Raw genomic sequence first — 21,471 nt, forward strand, 5'->3', positions numbered from 1 at the left:
CGTAACTTCGTCGTCGACGAATTCCAATCACTGCTTCATCTTGATGCCCTTCTCGGCGCGGTAGGCCTTGAAGACCACATCGATCGCTTCAATGACTTTCTTGTCCCGGTTGGCCTTACAGTGGACGATGACTTCGTGTTCGAGGGCCTTGGCCCGGTCGACCTCCATCATGTGCTTCTTGGCGAGGCCGTTGTACCAGCCGCTGTACCAGGCGGTCAGGTAATCGGCGTCTTCCTGAAAGGTGTTCGCCAATTGTGCGCAGGTCAGCTTTTGAACGTCGATGTAGCCGTTGCTGTCCGCGTAGGTCTTGAGTTCGACCTGGGCGTAAGCGGGTGCTGCAAGAGCGATGACCGCGCAGCATAAGATTGAACTCTTTCCGATCACTGGATTTTCCTTCGTTGACGATGTTGCGTCTCAATTTCTGATCAGGAACGGTCAACTGACCGGCGTTAGCCTCATCCTCGCGACGCCGAGCGCGAGATTGGCGCCGACCTAACCTTCCATCGGGGCGCGGTCGCCCGCGCTCCGACCCTGTGCGAGGCACTATTACGGGCAGACGGTGACAATCCTGCCGTAGGCATCCGCCACCTGCCTGCATGCGGGCGCGACTACCGCTGCACCGGCGGCGGCCGCGCCGACGGCCACCGCGCGGCGTGTGGTGCGCCGGGCAACGCCGGCATAACTCATCGGCGTCAAAGGGCGTCCGATCCGTGCTTCGGCAGACGATACGAGCGATGATCGCGAATCCACCGGCAACTGGCCGCTCCACACCAGTGCTGCACCCCCGGTGATGGCCGCAACCGAGAGGCGGACGATCGCTTTCGATAGCCGTGTCATTTCTTTCCTCCTGCGTTCGCGGTGCCGTGCGGCACTTCGTCGATATCACCGAGATCGCTGAGAGCGATCTTCTTTGCGGACGATTCCGGCTTGAAGGCAAAGGCATCTGCCGGCACATCGGTCTTCCATTCCTTGATACGCAGCGTGTATTGCGGTGCTTCGGCTATGCCCTTGCTAGTGATCACGTATTTGCGCGGGATCGGCCGCGCCCCGGATTCGATCCAGATTTGCCAGTCGGTCTCGACGTTGCGGAATGCCAAATGATCGCATTCGACTCCATCGATGACGCCCTTGCCGATCACAGCGCCTTCGACAACGTCGGCCATCATGACGTTGTAGACGTCCGGAAGCAGGAGGTCGGCTCCCGGGGCCACGACACCGTGCCGATCGCGCAGTACATCGATCAATTGATCGGCCGTCCCTGGAGCATCGATCTGGGCGTAATCCTTGGCGTCCTTGTTGTTTACGGTCAGCATCTTGCCATCGAATACGATCTCGATGTCGCGGTATCCCCCCGTTCGGGTGGCACGCAGCTTGTCCGGACGGCTCAACTGCACCTGGCCGGAACTGGTGAATTGGATCTTCTGCAGATTGGAGGTAATCACCTCGATATCGGAGTCGAACGTGACCGATATGGTCTTCTGGCCCGCGACGTAGTCAGACATCGCCTTGAGAAGCTTGTCGGCGTCGCTGCCTTGTGCGCGAGCCTGGGGAATGAGCGAAATGCCCATAGTCAAGATCGTGCCGATCAAGCTCGGCCATCGAGCCACTCGGCCGATCGAGTTGTCTGCGGCGTCCTTCATCTTCATCGCCTTTCTGCTTGTTTGTTCAGCGGCCGAATCGCCGTCAAGAATGCGTGTCGACCAAGGTTTTTAGGTACGATTCGACCGGTCGTTGATAAGATAAAACCCACTCCGCATTACGCAGTGCAAAATGATCTGTCGGCGCAGCGGCGTCTTGCCATTTCGCGCCAATCATTCCGAGGCAAGTTTAATCATTTCGAAGTAATCAGAGGCGCTTCCCTGCCGGTTGGCGGGCCTCAATTTGCAGCCATGATCGCCGGCGGCTTCCATGTTCCTTCGCCCGGCGGAAGGATCGATGGCGGCTCGGCCTTCGGCCAGTAAAGACGCATGACCAGGTAGATCGGGCCATTTGGAGCGGGCAGCCAGTTGGCCTCCTTGTCGGCGCCCGGTGACTTGTTCTGGATGTAAAGCGTCAGCGAGCCGTCGGCGTTTGTTTTCATGCTGGGCAGCATCGGCGAATTGATCAGATAGCGGTTGATCGGGTTTTCGATCAGCAACTGGGTTTTGCCGTCATACATGGTCAGCGACCAGAACGCGTTCACGGGCGGGAGTTGGTCCGCCGGGAACGTCAACGTGTAGTTCTTTTTGCTGCCATCGAGCGCTTGACCGTTGCCGTCGACGCGCGTGAGCGGGTACATCGCCTCCGCCGCGTCGTTGCCGTAGATGCCCGCCTGCGCCGCGGCGGCGCGCTTCAACCAGTCGCCGTTGTAGTGGGCGCTGTCGCCAGGTAGCGAACTGATCCGCCAGCCGTTGACATCCTTGCCGACATTGGCGACGGCCTCGTCAACCTTGCGCTGGCCTTCCTTCATGCCGAGGCCGACTTCCAGCTTGTCCTCCAGCGAGAGGTCCTTGAAGTTGAAGGTCTTGCCCGGGCCGACGCCGATGCGTGCAAGCTGGGCGCGTATCTCCTTCTCGTTCTCCTGGACAGGCGCGAACTGCAATGCGAAGTCGAGGTATTCGAAGAAGTTCGTCTTTACGAGCTCCTTGTCAATTTTCGGAAAGTCGATGGCCGCCGAGGCAGTCGTCGTCGGCTGTTTCAGGTAGGCTGAAAGCGTCTGCGCCTTGTAGCCGGCCTGGACCTTCTTCACACCATCGAGGTCGTCCGGATTGAAAAGCTGGGTGCGATATCCGGCCAGCGAAAATTGCGTGCTCGATCGGAACACCTTCTTGATCCCGGGTGGGGTCGCGCCCTTCCAGTCCGGCCCGACCACCATGTAGTCGCCTGCTTCGCTTCCCGTGGCACGGCTTCCGATATAACCGTAATTGTAGGTATTGCCGTCGCAGAGCATGACTGAATAGTAACGCTTGGGATCCACCGCCGGGACCGAGAGGACGATCGGCTCTGCTCGCAGGTCCATCCATACGAACGAATAGGGTGTGTCGCTGTTTGGCGTTACGATGGCTGTGTCTTTATAGGTGTATACGTTAGGTTCATTCTTGATCTGATTGAACGGAGCCTTGAACTGTCCGGAGTTGCGATCGATGGCATATTCGTACATCACCGCGTAGTTCATCACGATCGGCAAGCCGTAGATGAATCCCGCCTCGGCAATGTCCTTCGCCTTGAAGAAGCCCGGTCGGTCCTGCGCCAGAGCCGGGAAGGATTTTGCCGTCGTCGCTGTCATTGCCGCCAAGGCAGCGGAACGAAGAAGGTCGCGTTTCGTTAGCATCGAACCTCTCCTCATCCAGAAATCGGGTTTGGGATTTCATATCTGAAGCGTTGCAAACCGGCGGCCGGCGGAAGGTCGGCCGCCGCGTTTCTGTCACTCTTATTGGGCCGACAAGCCGACCGTCGTTTGCGTCTTCACAACCGGCGGGGGATTCCATTTTCCGGTCAGCGCCTCCGACTTCGGACTGTAGAGACGCATGGTCAGATTGAAGGGTCCCTTCGGTGCCGGAAGCCAGTTGGCTTCCTTGTCCTTGCCCGGGTGCTCGTTCTGGAAGTAGAGATCGAGCGAACCGTCGGCATTGTACTTGAACGGCATCCAGCTAGAGACGGCGAAGCGGTTCAGGACGTTACCGACTTGGAATCCTTCCGAATCGTAAAGGGTGATCGACCAGAACGCATGCGTCGGAGGGGCGGCGCCCTTCTCGAATGTGATCGTGTATTTGTTCGCGCCATCGAGCGGCTTGCCGGATTCGTCGCCGAGATTGAGCGGATAAATGGCGTCCTCGGGCAGGTTTGCACCGAGTCCAACCTGAGCGACGATCGCCCGCTTCAAATAGTAGTTGCCGTAAACGCCCATCGTGTCGGTGTTCATCGACCAGCCATTCGCAACCCGCGCCAGCGTCGGTAACTTCCAGGCCATCAGTTTCTGCGCGTCCTGCGGTGCGGTCTCCAGGGCTCTCTGCACGGCCGGATCGAGCTTGCCGATGTCAAAGCTCTTGCCCGGCTCGATGCCAATCTTCTTCATCTGCGCGATGATCGGCTGGTCGGTGACATGCGGCGGATGAAGCTTGAGGAGCTCGGCGGCATTGGCGAAATACACGCCCGCCGTCATGGTATCGACCTGAGTCTTTGGCGGCGTCTTCATGTCGATGCTTGGGTCGATCTTCACCTCGACCGGCTTCGGTGTCTTGCCGAATTCTGAAAGCAGGGTGACCTTGTAGCCGGCCTGGATCTTGTGAACCGCGGCGTAGTCCGCCGGGCCGTCCGTCTTGGTGCGGCCAATGACCCAGACATAGGGCGTTGGCGCTTCGATCCGTTGCGTGTCCTTTGGAAGCTTGAACTCCTCGGCAAATCTTTCGCGCAGGTCCGGCCTCCATCCTGGGGGAGTGATCAGGAACGTCCCGGCCTTGGTGCCCGTCGTCCGCCAGCCGGGTGACGCAAAGACATCGGTCCACATGTCGAGCATCGGCAATAGATAGTAGCGTCCATTGGTGTCCGGAACGGAAATGACGACGGGCTCCTTGGTCATGTCCAGCCATGAGGCGGAATACAACGTATCGAAGTTGGTTCGCACGACACCCTTGAAGTCCGCCGGCGGGTATTCGCGCACGTTAACGAACGTATTCATCGGACCCTTGAAAGGTTCTTTGCCTGGTTCGACGTTTGTAAATTGCTTGCGGGACACGTCCATCGACATGATGGGGTAGAAGTAAATGTAGGCGTCGACTGCGATTGCATGCGCCTCCTCTTCGGTGATAGCCGGCGCCGCCTGGGCCAGCGCGGCGGGTGCTGTCGCCGCACCAAGGCAGAGAGACAATGTCAGTGGCAGGATTCCTCGAAACATGTCGAACCTCCTCTTCTAATGTGTCGATTATTAACTTGCGGCTTCGTTCAATTCTCCTTGTGCGCCATCCCTTGATGGTCGCGCGACGCTTCTTTCGGTGGGCTGATCGGCAATGATATTGCCGGGGCGGCGTCGCGCGCGTGCCTTCTCGTTCAGTAATAGGATGCCACGCCGGGCAAAGTGAGCGTGTCGCCCTGCAACGCCACGCCGCGAGAGTTCAGCACGAACAGCAAGGGCACGATCTCAGGTTTGACCGGAGCAGATGGCGTGCCGATTGATTTCATGAAGGGCGGGGCTGCCGCGTGCTGAGCAATCGCTGCTTCGGGCCCGTACAACGTTGCAGTTATGGCAAGAATTCCGAAAATCTGATTCAAGCTTATGATACGCATGACAACATTCCATCTGCAAAATCGACTAAGCGATTTGAAGCATTCGCGCTTGGGCACCCAAGGGTGCGCATTTGCAAGAGAACGTGCTACGCGTTCGCAAACGCCGAGAGGCGTATGCAGATTAGAAAAATGGGTATTGGAAAAGTGATGCCACGGGCTAACGATGCCGCTTCAGCTACCTCCACGCGCGTTACGTTAGCACGGGTGTGAAATGCGGTCTAGCTATCTTAGCGGGTGCCCTTGCCGAGGAGCCTTTCTTGCGACGTTTGTCGCGCTTTTCCAATGTGTCTCACGCGCTGGTACGGCGCGTGTGCGATCCGCCGAACGGTCAGCGACGCTTACTTGGCCGAGGCAAAATGCGCGCACAAAGAACGTGCTGCGCGATTCCGATAATCAATTTAAGCATACCTGTGTGGGATCGCGTCTATGATGCGGCGGTGGCACTCAGGTGTGCGGCAGCAAGAATTTACAACTTTAAGTATTTGGAATCCAGCGATGCAGAAAATAATCGAATTCTCTGACATGGCATCATCCGGCCGTCGTGCCGCTCCCTCTGGTCAGCCGGGCGCAAGCCCTTCCCCGTCGGCGCCGCCGTCGATCGAGCCGATCTGGGCCGTGGTCGATTCATTGTCCCGCACCCTCGAATGCATCAAGGCGATGTGCGCGACAGCTCCAAGCGGACCGATCCGCGACAAGCTGGAGATCGAACGCACCAATCTCGTGATCGGGCTGTTCGTCGCGCGGATCGCGGCGATGCGGGTCAGCGCGGGCGAAACCGCGGCGGAGGCTTTGGCTGAGCAGAGTTTCCCGATCGCAAAGCGCGGGTGAGGCAAGCCGTTCTATCGCGCGCCGCGTTTCCACAGCCGCACCAGCGGCCCGTCCTCGCCGCGCACCGGATCGGTTTTCGGCAGCTTCACTTCGGGGATCGTCTTCAGCGCCTTGGCATGGTTCTCCGGCGTCGGCCGCGTGATCTGCATCGGCGGTCCGGGCGGATAGGCGCCGACCACGCAGAAGTCCGGGCTGGCGGATACGCATTGATGCCCGGTGCCAGCCGGCAGGATGGCGACGTCGCCGGCCATGATCTCGAGCTCCTTGCCGCTGGTACCACCGAAACGAACACGCGCGCGGCCACGGGCAACGCCGAGCACCTCATGCACGGTGGCGTGGTAGTGCACATAATCATAGACGCCGTTGCGCCACATCGCGCCCCAGCCATTGGCGCCGAACAATCCCTCGATGGTCTTCTCCGGATGATCGTTGGCAACGTCCACTGCGCCTTTGTAGACCAGGAACGGCAGGGGATTGTTGGGCACGAGGCCGTCACCTTCGAAGACGAATGTGAGCGGCTCGATATCGGCGTTGACGACGGACATGGTTGTTCTCCGAAAGTCCCGGCAACCATTGGACCCTCATGGTGAGGAGGCGCGCAGCGCCGTCTCGAACCACGAGGCCCGGCTGGTGCCACTCATCCTTCGAGACGCGGCTGACGCCGCTCCTCTGGATGAGTTCTGACACAATAGGATTAGTGGCATCCTACACTTTCAAACCGACGCCAGCGCCTCATGTTCCCTTCGGAATCTCGAAAACCAGGCACGTCGTCGTGGCATGCGCGAGCAGGCGACCATTGGCATCGGTGATGCGCGCCTCCGCGGTCGCGGCGCGGCGGCCGACGCTGAGCGTCTTGCCCTCGGTGCGGACCGGGCCGGTATCCTTGGTCATGCCCTTGATGAAGGAAATCTTGAATTCCAGGGTGGTGTAGCCGGTGCCGGCGGGCAAGGCGGTGTGAACGGCAAGTCCCATCGCAGAATCCAGGAGGATCGCGGCGTAGCCGCCATGCACCGAGCCGATCGGATTGTAATGCCGGAAGCCCGGAACGCTGTGGAAGATGACGTGGCCCTTCTCGGCGGTGGAGTCGAACGGCTCCACATTCTGCATGATCGGCGGTGCGGGGAGCTTGCCTTCGAAGATGGCGCGGACGAAGTCGAGCCCGGACATCGCCGCCATGATGTGCGTCGGCGTCACGCCGTATTCGACGGTGGGGGCGGTGGGCTCGTTGTGCATAGGGATACGTCCAGCGGTTTATGTGATGATCATCATAATAAACCGGGCAGGAATGGATAGCGCTTTCGGCACATGCCACATTGTCATGCCCGGGCTTGACCTCGGGCATCCATCGCTCTTCAAGAAGGATGGATTGCCGGGTCAAGCCCGGCAATGGCGAGTGGGTGTCCTACGCCCGCTTCCTCTGCCGCATCAGATCCGCGAACCGCTTGAACAGGTAATGCGAGTCGCGCGGGCCGGGCGAGGCTTCCGGGTGGTACTGCACCGAGAACACCGGCTTGCCCTTGAGCTCGATGCCGCAATTGGAGCCGTCGAACAGCGAGACATGGGTCTGCGTCGCGCCCTCGGGCAGGGTGTCCTGGTCCACGGCGAAGCCGTGGTTCATCGAGGTAATCTCGACCTTGCCGGTGGTCTCGTCCTTCACCGGATGGTTGGCGCCGTGGTGGCCCTGATGCATCTTCTTGGTCTTGGCGCCGACGGCCAGCCCGAGCATCTGATGACCGAGGCAGATGCCGAAGGTCGGAGTGCCCGATTCAATCACCTGTTGGATGACAGGCACGGCATACTTGCCAGTGGCGGCCGGGTCGCCGGGGCCGTTGCTTAAGAAGACGCCGTCAGGCTTCATCGCCAGAATGTCTTCGGCCGATGTCGTCGCCGGCACCACCGTGACCTTGCAGCCTTCGGCGGCAAGCAGGCGCAGAATGTTGCGCTTGATGCCGTAGTCGATCGCGACCACGTTGAATTCCGGCTCGCTCTGGCGGCCAAAGCCCTTTTGCCAGTCCCACGGCGTCTCGTCCCAGGTGAAACGCTGGCCGGAGGTGACCATCGGCACCAGGTCCATACCCTCGAGGCCCGGCCATTCGCGCGCCTCTTCCTTCAGACCGTGCAGGTCGAACTCGCCGGTCTTCGAATGGGCGATCACCGCGTTCGGCATGCCCTTGGAGCGGATCAACGCAGTGAGGGCGCGGGTATCGATGCCGGAGAGGCCGATGATGCCGCGGGCGCGCAGCCACTGATCGAGATGTTTGGTCGCGCGGTAGTTCGAGGGATTGGTGATGGCGGTGCGCAGGATCACGCCGCGCGCGCCGGGCGTTGCCGCCATGTTCACCGTCTCGATGTCTTCCTCATTGGTACCGACATTGCCGATATGCGGGAAGGTGAAGGTGATGAGCTGGCCGGCATAAGAGGGATCGGTGAGGATCTCCTCATAGCCGGTCATCGCGGTGTTGAAGCAGACCTCGCCGACAGCGTGGCCTTCCGCGCCGAGGCCAAAGCCCTCCAGCACGGTACCATCGGCGAGCACGAGGAGCGCGGTCGGCTTGTGGTCCGGCCAGGCTGAGGCGTTTTCAGATGTGGTCATGAGCGCACTTCATAGTCGCAAGCGCCCCCGCGCGTCAAAGCCGGAAGGGCGGAAAACAGCGCGATTCACATGCGTTTACCGCATATTTGACCGCTGGTTCCGGCAGTCCCGCGCCTTTGGGCCAAAATCCCGACGAAATCGAGCCACCCGGCTTAACCAATTCGAGCCGGTCCCCCTCGTATCTGCCTCGCTGGCAGTGGCGCGGCTCGCCGAGCCCCTATATAGACGCGGAATCTTCCGATAGACCAAAGCCCTTCCGGCGGCGCCATTTCTGTGAGGCAACCATGCTGCGCGATGACATCAATAACGCGGTCAAGGAGGCCATGAAGGCCAAAGACGAGCGCAAGCTCTCCACGCTGCGTATGGTGAATTCGACCCTCAAGAATGCCGACATCGAGGCGCGCGGGCAGGGCAAGCCGCCGCTGTCCGATGCCGACGTGCTCGGCGTGCTGCAGAAGATGATCAAGCAGCGCCAGGAATCGGTCGAGCTCTACGAAAAGGGCGGCCGCGCCGAGCTCGCCGCGCAGGAGCGCGAGGAGATCGCCGTCATTTCCGCCTACCTGCCCAAGCAGATGTCCGAGGACGAAGTGAAGGCTGCGATCAGTGCCGCGATCGCCGAGACCGGCGCCGCCGGCATGAAGGACATGGGCAAGGTGATCGGCGTGCTGCGCGCGAAATTTGCCGGCCAGATGGATTTCGGCAAGGCGAGCGGTCTGGTGAAGGCGGCACTGTCAGGATAATTTTCGGGAACCTTTCCGCGGACGCAGCATCCAACGGGCTCACTCCGTTACAGCGAGCGTCATGGAAAGGCATCTCGATGAATCCGAATGTACAGGCGCTTAGTCGCGCAAGAGCATCGCTGTCCGATATTCAGCGGCCAAGCAGAGCCGAGGTCGAGGCGGCCGTTCGCACCATTATCCGATGGACGGGTGAAGATTCCGAGCGCGACGGCCTGCGCGAGACGCCGGCGCGTGTGACGCGCGCGTTTGAGGAATTCTTCGCAGGGTATGGTCAGGACCCCGTCGAAATCCTGAGGAAGACCTTCGAGGAGATCGAAGGCTATGACGAGATGATCGTGCTGCGCGGCATCCGCTTCGAGAGCCATTGCGAGCACCACATGGCGCCGATCATCGGCCAGGCCTGGGTGGCCTACATTCCAAACGGCCGCGTCGTCGGCATCAGCAAGCTGGCGCGCGTCGTCGATATCTATGCCAGGCGCTTGCAGATTCAGGAAAAGATGACCGCGCAGATCGCCAACACCATCAATGATGTCCTGGAACCGCAGGGCGTCGGTGTCATTATCAAGGCGTCGCACCACTGCATGACGACGCGCGGCGTGCACAAGCCGGACACCGATCTCGTCACCAGCCGCATGCTCGGCTGCTTTCGCGACAACGCGCTGACCCGTCAGGAATTTTTGCGAATGGCAATCTAGCGCAACGAGAGCGGAGGAAGAGATGGCCGATCAGCAAGCGCCACCCGCCGGTCCCGATCTGTCAAAGGGCGTAACGCCGTCTGAATTCACCGGCGAGATGTTGCTCGGCCATATCGGCGACGAAGAAGTCCTGCTGGTGCGTTCGGGGCACGAGATTTTTGCGATCGGCGCGCATTGTACGCATTATAACGGGCCGCTCGCGGAAGGCCTCGTGACCGGGGATAGCATTCGCTGTCCCTGGCATCACGCCTGCTTCGACTTGCGCACCGGCGAGGCCGTCCGGGCGCCGGCGCTCAGTCCGGTCACCGTTTGGAAGGTCGAACTGCAAGGCGACCGCGTCTTCGTTCGCGAGAAGCGTGAACAGCCGAGGCCACTGATCAAGCCGCGACCCGCGGCCGACGTGCCCGGCCAGATCGTGATCGTCGGTGGCGGCGCGGCGAGCTTTGCCGCCGCCGAGATGCTGCGGCGCCAGGATTATCACGGCAGCATCGTGATATTGAGCAACGACGCCGCGGCGCCGGTCGACCGGCCGAACCTGTCCAAGGATTATCTCGCCGGCAGCGCGCCGGAGGACTGGCTGCCGCTGCGGCCGGATGATTTCTACAGCGAGGCGAAGATCGATCTGCGGCTCAACACCGAGGTCACGTCGATCGACACCAACGCGCGCCATGTCGTGACATCAGGCGGCGAGACCATTCCCTACGACCGTTTGCTGTTGGCGACCGGCGCGGAGCCGGTGCGCCTGCCGATTCCGGGCATGGATCAGCCCCATGTCCACGTGCTGCGCTCGCTGGCCGATTCCCGCGCGATCATTGCATTGGCGGATGGCGCAAAGCGGGCGGTCGTGATCGGCGCGAGCTTCATCGGACTTGAGGCCGCAGCGTCGTTGCGCGCCAGAAATGTCGAAGTCCACGTCGTCGGCCTGGAGCAGCGGCCGATGGAGCGCGTGCTTGGGCCTGAATTGGGCGACTTCGTCCGCGCCCTGCATGAAGAGCACGGCGTCATCTTCCACCTCGGCGACACCGTCACCGCGATCGACGGCAAGCGCGCAACGCTAACAAGCGGCACCGTCATCGAGGCCGATGTCGTCGTGGTCGGCGTCGGCGTGCGTCCCCGCCTCGGATTGGCCGAGAAGGCAGGGCTGGCGATTGATCGCGGCGTGACCGTCAACGCCTATCTCGAAACCAGCGTGCCCGGCATCTATGCCGCGGGCGATATCGCGCGCTGGCCTGATCCCCATTCCGGCGAAAACATCCGAGTCGAGCATTGGGTGGTGGCCGAGCGTCAGGGTCAGACAGCGGCGCGCAACATGCTCGGGCAACGTCAGCCCTTCGACACCGTACCGTTCTTCTGGAGCCAGCATTACGACGTGCCGATCAACTATATCGGTTACGCCGAAAAATGGGACGAAATTACCGTTGATGGCGACATCGCTGGTAGGGATTGCCTGCTCCAGTACAAGCAGAACGGCCGTGTGCTCGCCGTAGCCTCGATCTATCGCGACGTCGCGAACCTTAAGGCCGAGCTTGCGATGGAGAAGGCGCTCTAAGTCACGGCTACAAAATGTCTCTCCGCTCCATGGCCGGGCTTGTCCCGGCCACCCACGTCTTTAAACTTGCCTGCAAGCAAGAATGTGATTGGCCGGATCAAATCCGGCCATGACGAGGGACGGAAACGACAGACGCCATGCTCACCGAAGCCGCAACCTATGACGAGCTCTATCGCAACTTCCGCTGGGACATTCCCGCGCGCTTCAACATGGCGAGCGCGTGCTGCGATCGTCATGCCGACGGCTCTGGCCGTCTGGCGCTGATCTATGTCGACGAGAGCGGGGCTGTCACGCGCACCTCGTTCGATGAGGTCGCAGAGCACTCGCGCCGCTTTGCCAATGTGCTGAATGCCGACGGCCTCGTGCGTGGCGACCGCTTAGCGGTGTTTCTGTCGCAATCCCTGGAATTGCCGATCGCGCATCTTGCGGCGTTCCGCTCGGGGATGATCTCGATTCCGCTGTTTGCGCTGTTCGGCGAGGACGCGCTGGAATTCCGCCTGTCGAATTCGGAGGCAAAGGCTGTTGTCACCGACGAGAGCGGCTGGGAGAAGCTCAAGAAAATCCGCGATCGTCTTCCGGCGCTGAAGAACGTTTACGTGATCGGTGATCCCGCGCCAGCCGGCACCAAATCGTTCTGGACGGAGCTCAAATCGGCCTCGCCGGAATTCGCGATGGTCGATACCTCATGTGACGATCCGGCGCTGATCATCTATACCTCAGGCACCACGGGAAATCCGAAGGGCGCGCTGCACGCCCATCGCGTCGTGCTCGGTCATCTGCCGAATGTCGAGATGTGCCACAACTTCCTTCCGAAGCCGGGCGACCTGATGTGGACGCCGGCCGACTGGGCCTGGATCGGCGGGCTGATCAACGGCCTGCTCGCGTTCTGGTATCACGGCATTCCCCTGGTCGGCCACCGCGCGCGCAAATTCGAGCCGCAGGCGGCGATGGCGATGATGGCCGAGCTCGGCATCCGCAATACGTTTCTGCCGCCGACCGCCTTGAAGCTGATGCGGCAGGCGGATGTGAAGAACAAAGGCGTCAGGCTGCGCAGCATCTTCACCGGCGGGGAATCGCTCGGCGGCGAGCTGCGCGGCTGGGTGCGCGAAACTTTTGGCATCGATGCGCATGAAGTGTTTGGCCAGACCGAGTGCAATCTTGTGATCGGCAGCAATTCGAACCTGTTTCCGATCCGGCCCGGCTCGATGGGCAAGGCGACGCCAGGCTTCGACGTCCGCATCGTCAACGACAAGGGCGAGGAGCTGCCGCGGGGCGAGCGCGGTATCATCGGCGTGCGCCAGCCGTGCCCCTGCACGATGATCGAATACTGGAAGAACCCGGAAGCGACCGCGAAGAAATATGCCGGCGAGTTTCTGCTCACCGGGGATCTCGGCGTGCAGGATGAGGACGGCTATTTCTGGTACGTCAGCCGCGAGGACGACGTCATCACCACCGCCGGCTACCGCGTCGGCCCCTCGGAGATCGAGCATACGCTGATGAAGCACCCGGCGGTCGCGATGTCGGCCGTGGTCGGCATTCCCGATCCGATCCGCACCGAATCCATCAAGGCCTGGATCGTACTGCGTCCGGGCTTTACGCCAAGCGACGCATTGGCGCGCGAAATCCAGGAGTTCGTCAAGGTACAGCTCGCCGCCCACGAATATCCGCGCTTCGTGCAGTTCGCCGAGACGCTGCCGATGACGGCGACGGGCAAGGTACTGCGGCGGGAGCTAAGGGCGCTGGGTTAGAGCGGCAAACGTCAACGTCGTCCCTGCGAACCCAGGGATCCATAACCACCAGCGGAAGTTGTTTGTACGCCGGTCGTTATCTGTCTTTTCAAGCAATAACGGCCGCGGAGTATGGGTCCCTGCGTTCGCAGGACGACGGTCAGAGGGGTGCTCACCTCACAAATGTTGACCGACTGGACGTACCAGGTCCGCCTCCTGATCGCGCTGCTGCTCGGAAACAATGCCTCCTTCGCCAGCCTGCGCGAATTCATCACGGTGGTGCTCACGACCAATGAGGGCCTTCTGTTCCTCGCCGTCGGCAATGCGGTCGGCGCGACGCTGTCGCTGATCCTGTTCTCGCTCACCGTGGTGTCATTTCCGCTGCTGCTCGATCGCGACGTCGATTTCGTCACCGCGATGATCACGAGCGTGCGCGCGGTAGTGACGAGCCCGCTGCCGATAATCGCCTGGGCGGCGTTGATCGTGATCCTGCTTGCAGTTTCGGCAATGCCGTACTTCCTCGGCCTCGTCGTAACGCTGCCGGGTGCTCGGCCACACCACCTGGCACCTCTACCGCCGGATCATCGCGCCGCTGCCGGGATAGACCGGCAGTCAGGTCGCACTGAGGACCGAACGCAGCATCGCTGCCAGATCGTGCCGTCGGTACGGCTTGTTGAGGATGCGTACCTCGCGCCCGTCGCCGTCGGTCGCGTCGACGGGATGTTCGGTATGGCCGGAGGTCAAAAGGATTTTTAATCCCGGTCGCAGCCGGGCGGCCTGCTTCGCGAGCTCGGTGCCGAACATGCCGCCGGGCATCACGACATCCGTGAACAGCAGGTGGATGTTGCCGGGCTCACGCAATATTTCGAGCGCCGCGGGCGCGTTGCGCGTGGCGATGACGCGATAGCCGAGCGCCTTCAGTTCGCTTTCGACATAGCCGCGCACCATGTCATCGTCCTCGACGACGAGAATGGTTTCGCTGCCGGTGGGTGCTATCAGCTGCCCGGCGGATGATGTGGCGCTCGTCCGGGCAGTTCCGACGCGGGGAAAGAACAGCCTGACCATGGTGCCTTGCCCCGGCTCGGACCGTATCTGCATCGATCCGCCGGATTGCCGGGCAAATCCGTAAACCATGCTCAGGCCCAGGCCCGTGCCTTTCCCCACTTCCTTGGTGGTGAAGAACGGCTCGAAGGAGCGGCTCGCGACTTCTGCGCTCATCCCGGTCCCGGTATCGGTCACCGCGACCATGACGTATTCGCCCGGGTGCGCCTCGCCGCTGACGTCGATATCGGTTTCACCGAGCGTCGTATTCTGCACCTCGACCGTCAGCCTGCCGCCTGATGGCATGGCATCACGCGCGTTCAGCACGAGATTGAGCAGAGCCGAGGCCAGTTGACCGGGGTCGACGCTGGCCTGCCACAGATTCTGATCGAGCCGGAACTCGCATTCGATGTGCTCGCCGAGTGTCCGCCGCAGCAACGGTTCCATGCTGAAGATCTTCTGGCCGATGTCGATGTCCTTCGGCATCAACGGCTGCTTGCGCGCGAACGCTAGCAGGCTGCGCGTGAGGTCCGATCCGCGCTCGGCGGCGGTTGCGATGCTGTCGGCAATGGTGCGCAGCTCCTTGTGGGGGGCCAGCCGCTCGGCAAGATGCTCCGCATTGCCGAGGATCACGGTCAACAGATTGTTGAAATCATGCGCCACGCCGCCGGTGAGCTGACCCATCGCCTCCATCTTCTGCGATTGGGTGAGCTTCTGATTGAGTTCGTCGATGGCAGTGCGCTGGCGCTGCAGCGATTCAGCGGTGCCATTGAGCAATGTCATCAGCCCGCCCAATTCGCCGCTCGGATGCGGTGGAGCGATGCGTGCGCTTAAGTCACCAAGCCCGAGCTTCGTCGCCATCGTCGCCAGGCGTCCGACCTGACGGCCGATGCTCATGGTCGCGAGAACCCATACGCCTGCGAGCAGCAGCAGCGAAGCCACCGCAAGGATCGCCAGGTCCTCGTAGAGACGGCGGTTGGCCGCGGCCACCAGGCCGTCCTTGGCTCGTCCGACCATGATGTAAAGCCCGGCATCGCGCGCCGAGGGCGAGCGCGCGATAGCCCAGACACGAACTTTGCCGTCGCGCCCGCTCACTTCATGGAATGGCTGGCGGTTCGGCGAGGCTGCAACCCGGAACAGCTCCGAATTTGCGATCGACCCGCCGGCCGGTTCGATCCAGTCCCTGCCTTCGGGCGCGACCAGGATCGTGCCTTTCCTGTCAACGAGCAGAATCTCGCTGCCGTTCGAAAGGCGCTTGTCGTGGTCATCGGCGAACTTCTTCAGATTGAACGAGGCCAGCAGGATGAATTTCAGCTCGCCGGATTCGGAGCGAACGGGATAGGCGATCTGCAGCACGGAGATGCCGGTCAGCCGGCCGAACACCGGCTGGAGCGTAACGATGCCGTGTGCTGTCAGCGCCTCCCTGAAATAGTCGCGGTCCCGCAGATCGAGCGTCCGGTTGGTTCGCAGCGAATCGCAGAACAGGCTGCCGTCCGGAGTGATGGTCAATATTCCGGTGTATCGCGTGTATTCCTCGCGCACGGCGGACAGGAAGTCCGAGCACGCCGCCTTGTCGCGGGTGTCGAGGTCGCGGGCGCGGGCAAGGCCGTAGTGAAGCTGAGCCGTGCCCTGAATTTTCTCGTCGAGATCGCCCAGGATCTCATTGGCGATCGCCGACAGGCTGGCCAGCGCGGCCTCGATATCGCTGGTGCGGTTCTGGACGAAACGCAGTCCCACCAGGATGGCCGGCACCAGCATCGCGGCGACAACCAGAATCAGTAGCCGGGTGCGCAGGCTCATCGGGGCATGGTTCCGCGCTCAGGTCAGCGGTTCTTAGTGCGTCCGGTACCTGCGTGCGAGGCAGCCGTCTTATCTACGGGTGCTGGAATATCCCTTAGGCGAGCTTAAGTCCACTCGCGTGCGAGTGTTTTCAGGTCTCAGAATTACATTCAAATATCGTCACCCGCGAAGGCGGGTGAGCCAGTATTCCAGAGACATCGGTGATTGAAACCGAGAAGCCGCAGCGTACTGGATACCCCGCTTTCGCGGGGTATGACAGCGGTGAGGGTGGCGGCAAATCCTTCGCGGAGACGATGAACTCAGGGCGTCCCGATTCCCATCTCCTTCAGCGCGGCCAGCATCCGTTCCGGCGGTTGTAGCTTGATCGCGAGCGCATGGCCGGTTTCCAAGAGGCTCTTCAGGCTCGACAGGATCGCGGGCCAGCCCGCGCGGCCGCCGGACAGGATGTCGTCGCTGATGTCCCGGTCATGGGACTGCAGCATCGTCAGCTTGACGACGTCGCCGGCCTCCTCGATCTCATAGGTGACGAGCGTGGGCCCCAGCTTTTCCACCAGCGCCGGCCAGTTCACGTTCCAGGTTACCGTCAGCTTCTTCGGCGGATCGCACTCGATCACCTCGCCGGAGATATGCTCGGAGCCGTCGGGCGCGCGGGCGATGAAGGCGCCGCCGACCTTGAGGTCGGCTTCGATCGCAAAGCCGGAAAAATAATTGCGGCTGAACTCGGCCGTCGTCAGCGCCTTCCATACCTGTTCGGGCGTCGCGGCGATGTAGATCGTGTAGACGATCGCCGGCTTGAAGTTCTTGACGTCAATTTCACTACCCTTACTCATCACGCTTCTCCAACTGCCGTTTCAACTCGCTGAGCGCGGCGAGTTTGCCGCGCTCGAATTTCCTGATCCAGCGTTCGCCGATCTGATGGATCGGAACCGGATTGATGTAGTGCAGCTTCTCGCGGCCATGCCGGAGCGTGCCGACGAGGCTGGCCGCCTCGAGAATCCCAAGGTGCTTGGCAACGGCCTGCCGCGTCATATCGAGGCCGTCGCAGAGTTCGTTTAGCGTCTGTCCGTTTCTGGCGTGAAGCCGATCGAGCAGCGCGCGCCGCGACGCGTCCGCCAGCGCTTTGAAGACTTCATCCATGGTGGGATGATAGGCAACCAAACGGTTGCATGTCAAGAGCGTGTGTTGGGCGCGGCCTGCAGCCTGTGTTATCATGCATTCAGCCAGCGCAGATTGGCCTTGAACAATCGGGGTGGAACATGAGCGGTCGCCTCAAACTCGCAGCCTTTTTCTCGATTCACTTCCTCGCATGCTCAAGCTTTGCTTCTGCACAGCAGCAAGCGATTGGCGCGCCGCCCGAAGCGCTCAACATGAAGCTGGTGGGAAGCAGCGACCTGCAGGCGCGCAGCGCCTATCAGCCGACCATTCATCATCAGGGCGACCGCTGGATCGCCTATATCGGCCACCACGGCGGCAGCGACGAGATTCCGGCGCCGGTCAATCCGCAGAACGGCAAGGCCGAGCCGAACGGCACTTCGATCGTCGATGTCACCGATCCCGCGCAGCCGAAATACTTGCGTCACCTGCCGGGCCAGGAAGGCAAATATGAGTCGGGCGGCGCGCAAATGGTGCGGATTTGCGACGGCAAGTCGTTGCCGAAGGGCGATCGCAGCGCAGTCTATATGCTGCGCACGTTCGGCGGCGCGGCGCACGAGATCTGGAACGTCGCCGATCCCGCCAATCCCGTGCTGGTGACGCGGATCGCAGGCTTGAAGGACACGCACAAGAACTGGTGGGAGTGCGATACCGGCATTGCCTTCCTGGTGTCGGGCGCGCCCGACTGGCGCACGCGCCGGATGACGCAGGTCTATGATCTCTCCGATCCCGCGCATCCGCAGAAGATCCGGGATTTCGGTCTTCCCGGCCAGGAGCCCGGCTCGACCGGTGCGGTGCCGACCGAGCTGCACGGACCGATCTCGACGGGGCCTTCCGGCAACCGGGTCTATTTCGGCTACGGCACCAACAAGGCCGGCATCTTGCAGATCGTCGATCGCGAGAAGCTGCTCAATGGTCCGAAGGAGCCGACGCCGGACAATCTGCGCCTCCCGGAAATTGCACGGCTGGCGATGTCGGCATTCAACGGCGCTCACACCGTGTTTCCGATGCCGGGCATGCCGATTGCGGAATTCGCCCGCGACAAGGACGGCAAGACCCGCGACATCGTCATGATCGTCAATGAGGCGATCCTGAACGAATGCAACGAGCCGCGGCAGATGGTGTGGTTCGCCGATGTCACAGTCGAGAACAGGCCGATGATGATCTCCAACTATACAGTGCCGGAGGCGAGCGGGACGTTCTGCGAGCGGGGAGGGCGGTTCGGCGCGCACTCCTCCAACGAGAGCATGGCGCCGGTGTTTTACAAAAAAATGGCGTTCATCGCGTTTTTCAATGCGGGTGTCCGCGCGCTCGACATTCGCGATCCCTATCATCCGAAAGAGGTCGGCCATTTCATTCCGGCGATCACGGCGGCGACCGACAAGCGCTGCGTCAAGATCGACGGCAAGGATCGTTGCAAGGTTGCGATCCAGACCAACAATGTCGAAACCGACGAGCGCGGCTACATCTACATCGTCGACCGCGCCAACACCGGATTGCACATTCTGGAACTGACGGGACCGGCGCGCGCGGTCGCCGGTCTTCAGTAGGACGCACGAGATGCCGCGTTGGCCGTTCATTGCATTCCTCACGGTGGCGCTTGGAGCGTTGTCGGGCGCTGCTGCCTATCAACATGCGCCGCCGCGCCAGCACGAAGGAAATGGCGTGTGGCAGGAAATCTCCTGGCCGTTTCCCCGCGATGGTTGGCCGGCGGGCAGGGCGTTCCGCTGTCGCACGGCTGCGTGCGGCGGTGAGGTGGAGCTCTACGTTCGGCCGAAGATGGGTTTCTGCAAATGCGACCGTGGCGTCGCCGACGACAATGAGGTCGATCGCGTCGCCGATCTCGATCTGATGAGTCAGCATTTTGCGCCGCTGGCGCCAGGCGATGTGGTTCACGTTGCGGATATGCCCGGACGGGTGAGGGCTTATGAGCTCAGGATGCCCGACGGCTTGCAGCGCACCGCGATCGGCCTTGCCGTCTCGCGCCGCTGCGATCTCCTCGTCGCGGTGGCTCACGGCAGAGGTGATGCGCCCGAAGTGCGGCGCGCGGCGCTGGCGTCTCTGGCCAGCCGCGAAATGACGCGCTGGATGATGGCTGCGATGGAAGAGCGGTAGGTTCGCTGTCTTAGCTTCTCAGCGCGAGCTTCGCTCGTCGCGGCCGCGTGAAGGAAGGGGAGAGAGCTTCCATCTCTATCCCTCACATGCATAATGAGCCAGTCACTCTCCCCGCCGGAGTTCCTCCATGTCCCTTCAGGTCTATTTCGCCTTCGTCGCCGCCTGCATTGCGCTCGCGTTGTTGCCAGGTCCCGTCGTGACACTTCTGATCGCCAACGGCCTGCGGCACGGCACCCGTGCGGCGCTGATCAATTGCGCAGGCGTACAAACCGCCATGGCCATCGTGATCTGCACCGTCGCGATCGGGCTGACCTCGCTGATGGCGACCATGGGCTACTGGTTCGACTGGGTACGCTTTGCCGGCGCGGCTTACTTGATCTGGCTCGGCATCAAGCTGATCCGCGAGCCGGTCGAGGGCGTCAACGCCGACGAACCGCCGCCACCGCCGCGCGGCGGCTTCTTCCTGCAGGGCTTTGTGGTACTGCTCTCTAACCCGAAGGTGCTGGTGTTCTTCGGCGCGTTCATTCCGCAGTTCATGGACATGGAGAAGCCCCACTTGCCGCAAGTGGCGCTGCTCGGCATCACCTTCATGGTGATCGCCGCCTCGACCGACGCAATCTATGCGCTGCTCGCCGGCCGGGCGCGGCTGTTCTTCTCCAAGCAGCGGACGCGCCTGGTATCGCGCGTCTCCGGCGGCTTCATGATTGGCGGCGGCATCTGGCTGGCGCTGACGCGGGCACGGTGACGTCGCGCGCGTTGAACAAGGATCTGAGGACGCCTTTACGACACAGCAGCCGTGGAGGCGCTCGTTTCTTGCTGATCGTCATGCAGCGGAGCAAGCGGCACCCCTCTCCCTAACCCAAGGGGAGAGGGAACCCTGCCGCCGGCGTGTCCCTCACGGTGCTAGTCGCTCGGAAGGCACAACTTGCAGAAGCCGCGACTCCAGTGAGGTGAGCACGCTGTTCAGGCTCCCTCCCCCCTTGCGGGGGAGGGTTGGGGAGAGGGGTGGCCGCATCGGCGGTGTCTGTTGTTTGACGAGGGATGATTGTCGATGGCGGTGCGCGTGGCTTACCCCTCTCCCTAGCCCTCCCCCGCAAGTGGGGAGGGGACGCACCATGCTTGCGGCGATTCAGTCGCACACATTTAGCAAAGCAATCAAATCAAACCCGCACGCGCAGCATCACCTCGACCTCGCCGAGAATTCGCGCCAGCCGCTCCGCCCAGGCCTTCTCGCCGGCGGGATCCGAGATCAGGTCCTGGCGGATTTCAATGCCCGTATTCATCAAGCCGCGCGCTTCGCCATGGACGGGGATGGTGTAGTCGGTCTCGTCGCTGACCTTGTAGGGCTCGTTGTCGCCGACCACGAGATCGCCCTCGGCGCGCAGCAGTTTTAGCAGCAGCGGCGGCAGATGCGTGTCGCGGTGATAGAGGGTGCCGATGTGCCAGGGCCGCGCGATTCCGGCATAGATGGGCGTAAAGCTGTGCAGCGATATAAGCACCGTCGGCCGGTCTGCGCGCCCGCGCTGATCGATGATCTCGTCGATGCGCCGGTGATAGGGATCGAAGATCTGCGCGCGCCTGATCGCGGCGGCCTCGCGGGAAATGCCTTCGTTGCCCGGGATCGTCGTCGCCTCGCTGATGAGCGGGATCGAGCTTGCGACATGGGGCGGGCGGTTGCAGTCGATGACGAGGCGCGAATAGCGCTGCACGATCAGATGGGCGTCGAGATGTTTGGAAAGCGCTTCTGCGACGCCGGCAATCCCGATGTCCCAGGCGATGTGGCGCTTAAGTTCGCTCTCGGGAAGGCCGAGATCGCCGAGCATGCGCGGGATCAGCCGTCCGTAATGGTCGCAGGTCAAAAGAAATGGCGAGCGCCCCTCAACGTTGAATTCGTGGACCGGGGGAACATCTTCGGCGCTGAGGAGCAGGGCGGGGCCACCGGCGTCGTTCAAAGTATTTCCTTGGAGCG

21 protein-coding genes and 1 pseudogene are annotated in these 21,471 nt (G+C 61.8%); 9 read left to right on the top strand and 13 right to left on the bottom strand.

Features of this window, described 5'->3' with window-relative positions; genetic code table 11:
- Positions 1-27: 27 nt before the first annotated feature.
- The 6 genes from J6524_RS25585 to J6524_RS25610 form a co-directional block, all read right to left on the bottom strand.
- Complete coding sequence (locus J6524_RS25585; RefSeq protein ID WP_225675768.1) at positions 28-381, bottom strand: HdeA/HdeB family chaperone; 354 nt, start codon at positions 379-381, stop codon at positions 28-30.
- A 165-nt stretch (positions 382-546) separates the two neighbouring features.
- On the bottom strand, positions 547-837 hold the full coding sequence (locus J6524_RS25590; RefSeq protein WP_225675693.1) for a hypothetical protein: 291 nt from the start codon (positions 835-837) through the stop codon (positions 547-549).
- Positions 834-1,640 (bottom strand): DUF2092 domain-containing protein, encoded by an 807-nt coding sequence (locus J6524_RS25595; RefSeq protein ID WP_225675695.1) that lies wholly within the window; start codon positions 1,638-1,640, stop codon positions 834-836. Before J6524_RS25595 ends, J6524_RS25590 begins: the two co-directional genes overlap by 4 nt.
- Before the next feature lie 236 nt (positions 1,641-1,876).
- The gene (locus J6524_RS25600; protein ID WP_225675697.1) at positions 1,877-3,310 is read right to left on the bottom strand and encodes a DUF1254 domain-containing protein; all 1,434 of its coding nucleotides are present in this window, start codon (positions 3,308-3,310) and stop codon (positions 1,877-1,879) included.
- 99 nt (positions 3,311-3,409) lie between these two features.
- Positions 3,410-4,873 (bottom strand): DUF1254 domain-containing protein, encoded by a 1,464-nt coding sequence (locus J6524_RS25605; RefSeq protein ID WP_225675699.1) that lies wholly within the window; start codon positions 4,871-4,873, stop codon positions 3,410-3,412.
- Positions 4,874-5,025: 152 nt separating this feature from the next.
- Positions 5,026-5,262, bottom strand: coding sequence for a hypothetical protein (locus J6524_RS25610; protein ID WP_225675701.1), 237 nt, complete (start codon positions 5,260-5,262; stop codon positions 5,026-5,028).
- A gap of 495 nt (positions 5,263-5,757) precedes the next feature.
- Between J6524_RS25610 and J6524_RS25615 the strand changes: the two genes are divergently transcribed.
- Complete coding sequence (locus tag J6524_RS25615; RefSeq protein ID WP_225675703.1) at positions 5,758-6,090, top strand: hypothetical protein; 333 nt, start codon at positions 5,758-5,760, stop codon at positions 6,088-6,090.
- Between the two features lie 11 nt (positions 6,091-6,101).
- Here J6524_RS25615 and J6524_RS25620 read toward each other — a convergent pair whose 3' ends face one another.
- The 3 genes from J6524_RS25620 to carA all read right to left on the bottom strand — a co-directional run bounded on the left by J6524_RS25620 (position 6,102) and on the right by carA (position 8,683).
- On the bottom strand, positions 6,102-6,635 hold the full coding sequence (locus tag J6524_RS25620) for a cupin domain-containing protein (protein WP_225675705.1): 534 nt from the start codon (positions 6,633-6,635) through the stop codon (positions 6,102-6,104).
- Between the two features lie 187 nt (positions 6,636-6,822).
- Positions 6,823-7,323 (bottom strand): PaaI family thioesterase, encoded by a 501-nt coding sequence (locus J6524_RS25625; protein WP_225675707.1) that lies wholly within the window; start codon positions 7,321-7,323, stop codon positions 6,823-6,825.
- A 169-nt stretch (positions 7,324-7,492) separates the two neighbouring features.
- On the bottom strand, positions 7,493-8,683 hold the full coding sequence (carA, locus tag J6524_RS25630; RefSeq protein WP_225675709.1) for a glutamine-hydrolyzing carbamoyl-phosphate synthase small subunit: 1,191 nt from the start codon (positions 8,681-8,683) through the stop codon (positions 7,493-7,495).
- A gap of 284 nt (positions 8,684-8,967) precedes the next feature.
- Between carA and J6524_RS25635 the strand changes: the two genes are divergently transcribed.
- From J6524_RS25635 to J6524_RS25655, 5 genes and pseudogenes are all read left to right on the top strand, one after another.
- Complete coding sequence (locus tag J6524_RS25635; protein WP_225675711.1) at positions 8,968-9,423, top strand: GatB/YqeY domain-containing protein; 456 nt, start codon at positions 8,968-8,970, stop codon at positions 9,421-9,423.
- Positions 9,424-9,500: 77 nt separating this feature from the next.
- Positions 9,501-10,118: a GTP cyclohydrolase I FolE gene (gene folE, locus J6524_RS25640; RefSeq protein WP_225675713.1), complete on the top strand. Its 618-nt coding sequence runs from the start codon at positions 9,501-9,503 to the stop codon at positions 10,116-10,118.
- Positions 10,119-10,140: 22 nt separating this feature from the next.
- On the top strand, positions 10,141-11,667 hold the full coding sequence (locus J6524_RS25645; RefSeq protein ID WP_225675715.1) for an FAD-dependent oxidoreductase: 1,527 nt from the start codon (positions 10,141-10,143) through the stop codon (positions 11,665-11,667).
- Between the two features lie 137 nt (positions 11,668-11,804).
- Entirely contained in the window at positions 11,805-13,415 is a 1,611-nt protein-coding gene (locus J6524_RS25650; protein WP_225675717.1) for an acyl-CoA synthetase, read from the top strand.
- A 174-nt stretch (positions 13,416-13,589) separates the two neighbouring features.
- Positions 13,590-13,998: pseudogene (locus J6524_RS25655) on the top strand (DUF2189 domain-containing protein); the annotation flags it as partial.
- An 8-nt stretch (positions 13,999-14,006) separates the two neighbouring features.
- On the opposite strand, the gene J6524_RS25660 reads toward J6524_RS25655, so the two are convergent.
- The 3 genes from J6524_RS25660 to J6524_RS25670 all read right to left on the bottom strand — a co-directional run bounded on the left by J6524_RS25660 (position 14,007) and on the right by J6524_RS25670 (position 17,372).
- Positions 14,007-16,235, bottom strand: a complete 2,229-nt coding sequence (locus J6524_RS25660; protein ID WP_225675719.1) for an ATP-binding protein — start codon at positions 16,233-16,235, stop codon at positions 14,007-14,009.
- A gap of 299 nt (positions 16,236-16,534) precedes the next feature.
- Positions 16,535-17,065: an SRPBCC family protein gene (locus J6524_RS25665; RefSeq protein WP_225675721.1), complete on the bottom strand. Its 531-nt coding sequence runs from the start codon at positions 17,063-17,065 to the stop codon at positions 16,535-16,537.
- Positions 17,058-17,372, bottom strand: a complete 315-nt coding sequence (locus tag J6524_RS25670) for an ArsR/SmtB family transcription factor (protein ID WP_225675723.1) — start codon at positions 17,370-17,372, stop codon at positions 17,058-17,060. The genes J6524_RS25665 and J6524_RS25670 overlap by 8 nt, the downstream gene beginning before the upstream one ends.
- Positions 17,373-17,491: 119 nt before the next feature.
- Here J6524_RS25670 and J6524_RS25675 point away from each other — a divergent pair, with 119 nt between their 5' ends.
- The 3 genes from J6524_RS25675 to J6524_RS25685 all read left to right on the top strand — a co-directional run bounded on the left by J6524_RS25675 (position 17,492) and on the right by J6524_RS25685 (position 20,247).
- Positions 17,492-18,937 (top strand): LVIVD repeat-containing protein, encoded by a 1,446-nt coding sequence (locus J6524_RS25675; protein ID WP_225675725.1) that lies wholly within the window; start codon positions 17,492-17,494, stop codon positions 18,935-18,937.
- Positions 18,938-18,947: 10 nt separating this feature from the next.
- Entirely contained in the window at positions 18,948-19,502 is a 555-nt protein-coding gene (locus tag J6524_RS25680) for a hypothetical protein (RefSeq protein WP_225675727.1), read from the top strand.
- 127 nt (positions 19,503-19,629) lie between these two features.
- On the top strand, positions 19,630-20,247 hold the full coding sequence (locus J6524_RS25685; RefSeq protein ID WP_225675729.1) for a LysE family translocator: 618 nt from the start codon (positions 19,630-19,632) through the stop codon (positions 20,245-20,247).
- A gap of 415 nt (positions 20,248-20,662) precedes the next feature.
- Here the strand turns inward: J6524_RS25685 and J6524_RS25690 are convergent, their stop codons facing one another.
- Complete coding sequence (locus J6524_RS25690) at positions 20,663-21,454, bottom strand: N-formylglutamate amidohydrolase (RefSeq protein ID WP_225675731.1); 792 nt, start codon at positions 21,452-21,454, stop codon at positions 20,663-20,665.
- Between the last annotated feature and the right edge of the window lie 17 nt (positions 21,455-21,471).

It is taken from the genome of Bradyrhizobium hereditatis, from assembly GCF_020329435.1.
GTDB lineage: Bacteria > Pseudomonadota > Alphaproteobacteria > Rhizobiales > Xanthobacteraceae > Bradyrhizobium > Bradyrhizobium hereditatis.